Consider the following 5,705-nt stretch of genomic DNA (forward strand, 5'->3'; position numbering starts at 1 on the left):
TGTGTCTGTTGTTTGAGAACTCAATAGTGTGCCAAGTTTGTTGATACCAATTGTTTTAGTGATTGGTTGAATTGACTGGATCGTCCGCCCCTGTGGGTGGTCTGGTTTTTACAGCTGGTTTCAAATTTTGTGCAGCCTTTTTGTCCCGTTTTCCCGGGGCTGGGGGTTGTGTCTGTTTTACTTCAACGGAGAGTTTGATCCTGGCTCAGGATGAACGCTGGCGGCGTGCTTAACACATGCAAGTCGAACGATGATGGGAGCTTGCTCCTGGATTAGTGGCGAACGGGTGAGTAACACGTGAGTAACCTGCCCTTAACTCTGGGATAAGCCTGGGAAACTGGGTCTAATACCGGATATGACTCCTCATCGCATGGTGGGGGGTGGAAAGCTTTATTGTGGTTTTGGATGGACTCGCGGCCTATCAGCTTGTTGGTGAGGTAATGGCTTACCAAGGCGACGACGGGTAGCCGGCCTGAGAGGGTGACCGGCCACACTGGGACTGAGACACGGCCCAGACTCCTACGGGAGGCAGCAGTGGGGAATATTGCACAATGGGCGCAAGCCTGATGCAGCGACGCCGCGTGAGGGATGACGGCCTTCGGGTTGTAAACCTCTTTCAGTAGGGAAGAAGCGAAAGTGACGGTACCTGCAGAAGAAGCGCCGGCTAACTACGTGCCAGCAGCCGCGGTAATACGTAGGGCGCAAGCGTTATCCGGAATTATTGGGCGTAAAGAGCTCGTAGGCGGTTTGTCGCGTCTGCCGTGAAAGTCCGGGGCTCAACTCCGGATCTGCGGTGGGTACGGGCAGACTAGAGTGATGTAGGGGAGACTGGAATTCCTGGTGTAGCGGTGAAATGCGCAGATATCAGGAGGAACACCGATGGCGAAGGCAGGTCTCTGGGCATTAACTGACGCTGAGGAGCGAAAGCATGGGGAGCGAACAGGATTAGATACCCTGGTAGTCCATGCCGTAAACGTTGGGCACTAGGTGTGGGGGACATTCCACGTTTTCCGCGCCGTAGCTAACGCATTAAGTGCCCCGCCTGGGGAGTACGGCCGCAAGGCTAAAACTCAAAGGAATTGACGGGGGCCCGCACAAGCGGCGGAGCATGCGGATTAATTCGATGCAACGCGAAGAACCTTACCAAGGCTTGACATGAACCGGTAATACCTGGAGACAGGTGCCCCGCTTGCGGTCGGTTTACAGGTGGTGCATGGTTGTCGTCAGCTCGTGTCGTGAGATGTTGGGTTAAGTCCCGCAACGAGCGCAACCCTCGTTCTATGTTGCCAGCACGTGATGGTGGGGACTCATAGGAGACTGCCGGGGTCAACTCGGAGGAAGGTGGGGACGACGTCAAATCATCATGCCCCTTATGTCTTGGGCTTCACGCATGCTACAATGGCCGGTACAAAGGGTTGCGATACTGTGAGGTGGAGCTAATCCCAAAAAGCCGGTCTCAGTTCGGATTGGGGTCTGCAACTCGACCCCATGAAGTCGGAGTCGCTAGTAATCGCAGATCAGCAACGCTGCGGTGAATACGTTCCCGGGCCTTGTACACACCGCCCGTCAAGTCACGAAAGTTGGTAACACCCGAAGCCGGTGGCCTAACCCCTTGTGGGAGGGAGCTGTCGAAGGTGGGACTGGCGATTGGGACTAAGTCGTAACAAGGTAGCCGTACCGGAAGGTGCGGCTGGATCACCTCCTTTCTAAGGAGCACCTACAGATTGTTCGTGCCGTGTATGCGGTGCGGGGGTTTGTCAGGAGTACAGCCCGTTGCGCAGACGATTGTTCTGCGGCGGGTGCTCAAGGGTGGAATATCAGCGAATAGCGGCTGCCGGTCTTTTCCGGTGCTTAGTACGGTTCCTTCCTTTGTGGGGGTTCCTGGAAGGGTGCTGGTGTGGGATGGGTGGTTTAGTGTTTGGCACACTGTTGGGTCCTGAGGCAACAGGGCCGTGATGTCTTGCCCCTTCTTTTTGTGGGGGTGGGGGTTGCGGGTTTGTGTGTTTCTGGTTTCCTGGCTGCAGCGATCATGCATGTTTGTGTGTGTGGGGTGTGTGGTACGGGGTTGTTGTTTGAGAACTACATAGTGGACGCGAGCATCTTTTATAAGAAGCAATTTCCAAGAATATGAACCTGGATCTGGCTGCGCGTGATGGTGTCATCCTTTTGGGGGTGGTGTTGTTGGGTGTGGTTGGTTTCTGTGGTTCTCTCGAAAATTAGCGTTTTTGATCTTTTGTGGTCAAGTTTTTAAGAGCACACGGTGGATGCCTTGGCATTAGGAGCCGAAGAAGGACGTAGGAATCTGCGATAAGCCTGGGGGAGTCGATAACCGGACTGTGATCCCAGGGTGTCCGAATGGGGAAACCCCGCCAGGGGCGCGAGTTGCCTGGTGACCCGCATCTGAACACATAGGGTGCGTGGAGGGAACGCGGGGAAGTGAAACATCTCAGTACCCGCAGGAAGAGAAAACAATAGTGATTCCGTTAGTAGTGGCGAGCGAACGCGGATCAGGCTAAACCGTTCCATGTGTGATAGCCGGCGGGCGTTGCATGGTCGGGGTTGTGGGACTTTCCGTACTGTCTCTGCCGGGGCAGTGGGGTGTGATGTGCAGGCATAGGTGAACGGTCTTGAAAGGCCGGCCAGAGAGGGTGTTAGCCCCGTAACCGTAATGTTGTGTACCGCCCGGATGAGTATCCCAAGTAGTACGGGGCCCGAGAAATCCCGTGCGAATCTGTCAGGACCACCTGATAAGCCTAAATACTCCCTAATGACCGATAGCGGACCAGTACCGTGAGGGAAAGGTGAAAAGTACCCCGGGAGGGGAGTGAAACAGTACCTGAAACCGTGTGCTTACAATCCGTCGGAGCCAGTCTGATTCTGGTGACGGCGTGCCTTTTGAAGAATGAGCCTGCGAGTTAGTGTTACGTCGCGAGGTTAACCCGTGTGGGGCAGCCGTAGCGAAAGCGAGTCTGAATAGGGCGTTGCAGTGGCGTGATCTAGACCCGAAGCGAAGTGATCTACCCATGGCCAGGTTGAAGCGACGGTAAGACGTCGTGGAGGACCGAACCCACTTCAGTTGAAAATGGAGGGGATGAGCTGTGGGTAGGGGTGAAAGGCCAATCAAACTTCGTGATAGCTGGTTCTCCCCGAAATGCATTTAGGTGCAGCGTTGCGTGTTTCTTGCTGGAGGTAGAGCTACTGGATGGCTAATGGGCCCTACAAGGTTACTGACGTCAGCCAAACTCCGAATGCCGGTAAGTGAGAGCGCAGCAGTGAGACTGTGGGGGATAAGCTTCATAGTCGAGAGGGAAACAGCCCAGACCACCAACTAAGGCCCCTAAGCGTGTGCTAAGTGGGAAAGGATGTGGAGTTGCGAAGACAACCAGGAGGTTGGCTTAGAAGCAGCCATCCTTAAAAGAGTGCGTAATAGCTCACTGGTCAAGTGATTCCGCGCCGACAATGTAGCGGGGCTCAAGTACACCGCCGAAGTTGTGGCATTCAGATATTAGCTAAGCCCTTGTGGTTCAGGCGTCTGGATGGGTAGGGGAGCGTCGTGTGGGCGGTGAAGTCGCGGTGTAAACCAGCGGTGGAGCCTACACGAGTGAGAATGCAGGCATGAGTAGCGAAAGACGGGTGAGAAACCCGTCCGCCGAATGATCAAGGGTTCCAGGGTCAAGCTAATCTGCCCTGGGTAAGTCGGGACCTAAGGCGAGGCCGACAGGCGTAGTCGATGGACAACGGGTTGATATTCCCGTACCGGCGAAAAACCGCCCATGCTGAACAGGGGATACTAACTGCCCGAGACCTGCCCGATCGCCCTTGTGGTGTGAGGGTTTTGGTGGAGCGCAGGACCTGATCCTGGGAGGCAAGCGTATTAACAGGTGTGACGCAGGAAGGTAGCCAAGCCGGGCGATGGTTGTCCCGGTCTAAGGATGTAGGGCGAACGGTAGGCAAATCCGCTGTTCATGATGCCTGAGATCTGATGGGACCCCCGTTTGGGGGGATTTGGTGATCCTATGCTGCCGAGAAAAGCATCGACGCGAGGTTTTAGCCGCCCGTACCCCAAACCGACACAGGTGATCAGGTAGAGAATACTAAGGCGATCGAGAGAATTATGGTTAAGGAACTCGGCAAAATGCCCCCGTAACTTCGGGAGAAGGGGGGCCCCAACCTTGATACACCCTTGCGGTGTGGAGGGGATCGGGGCCGCAGAGACCAGGGGGAAGCGACTGTTTACTAAAAACACAGGTCCGTGCGAAGTCGCAAGACGATGTATACGGACTGACTCCTGCCCGGTGCTGGAAGGTTAAGAGGACCGGTTAGCCGCAAGGCGAAGCTGAGAATTTAAGCCCCAGTAAACGGCGGTGGTAACTATAACCATCCTAAGGTAGCGAAATTCCTTGTCGGGTAAGTTCCGACCTGCACGAATGGAGTAACGACTTCCCCGCTGTCTCAACCATAAACTCGGCGAAATTGCAGTACGAGTAAAGATGCTCGTTACGCGCAGCAGGACGGAAAGACCCCGAGACCTTTACTATAGTTTGGTATTGGTGTTCGGAGTGGCTTGTGTAGGATAGGTGGGAGACGTTGAAGCCCGGACGCCAGTTCGGGTGGAGTCATCGTTGAAATACCACTCTGGTCACTTTGGACATCTAACTTCGGCCCGTAATCCGGGTCAGGGACAGTGCCTGATGGGTAGTTTAACTGGGGCGGTTGCCTCCTAAAAAGTAACGGAGGCGCCCAAAGGTTCCCTCAGCCTGGTTGGCAATCAGGTGTCGAGTGTAAGTGCACAAGGGAGCTTGACTGTGAGAGAGACATCTCGAGCAGGGACGAAAGTCGGGACTAGTGATCCGGCGGTACATTGTGGAATGGCCGTCGCTCAACGGATAAAAGGTACCTCGGGGATAACAGGCTGATCTTGCCCAAGAGTCCATATCGACGGCATGGTTTGGCACCTCGATGTCGGCTCGTCGCATCCTGGGGCTGGAGTAGGTCCCAAGGGTTGGGCTGTTCGCCCATTAAAGCGGTACGCGAGCTGGGTTTAGAACGTCGTGAGACAGTTCGGTCCCTATCCGCTGCGCGCGCAGGAAATTTGAGAAGGGCTGTCCTTAGTACGAGAGGACCGGGACGGACGAACCTCTGGTGTGTCAGTTGTACTGCCAAGTGCACCGCTGATTAGCTACGTTCGGATGGGATAACCGCTGAAAGCATCTAAGCGGGAAGCTCGCTTCAAGATGAGATTTCCATACACCTTGTGTGTGAGAGGCCCCCAGCCAGACCACTGGGTTGATAGGCCGGATGTGGAAGCGAGGACTAACGACTCGTGAAGCTGACCGGTACTAATAGGCCGATAACTTACACCACACACCCTTTTCGTGAACGGATTCAAAAGACGTTCACACCAGGAGAGGGTAAAAAGAAAAAACAAGACTGCTTGCGTCCACTATGTGGTTCCCAACCAACAAACCCGCCACGGGCACGTTGCGACAGGAACACAACTGAATAACAACACCACAATGTTGTAACCACAAAGATTTCCCACCCCCGGCATCAGACCCGGGCGGACGGGTACAAGGGTTACGGCGGTCATAGCGTGGGGGAAACGCCCGGTCCCATTCCGAACCCGGAAGCTAAGACCCACAGCGCCGATGGTACTGCACCCGGGAGGGTGTGGGAGAGTAGGTCACCGCCGGACACACATTAAA

General features: G+C 55.0%; 3 rRNA genes. All 3 read left to right on the forward strand.

The annotated features are described in order from the left end of the window. Positions 1-182 precede the first annotated feature (182 nt). Positions 183-1,706 (forward strand): 16S ribosomal RNA (locus HTS88_RS21760). A gap of 531 nt (positions 1,707-2,237) precedes the next feature. Beyond that, a 23S ribosomal RNA gene (locus HTS88_RS21765) occupies positions 2,238-5,364 on the forward strand. Between the two features lie 214 nt (positions 5,365-5,578). After that, positions 5,579-5,695, forward strand: a 5S ribosomal RNA gene (gene rrf / locus HTS88_RS21770). Together the 16S, 23S and 5S rRNA genes form the textbook arrangement of a ribosomal RNA operon. Positions 5,696-5,705: the final 10 nt, after the last annotated feature.

Origin of the sequence: Pseudarthrobacter oxydans (assembly GCF_013314975.1) — a bacterium.
In the GTDB taxonomy this organism is placed as follows: domain Bacteria; phylum Actinomycetota; class Actinomycetes; order Actinomycetales; family Micrococcaceae; genus Arthrobacter; species Arthrobacter oxydans.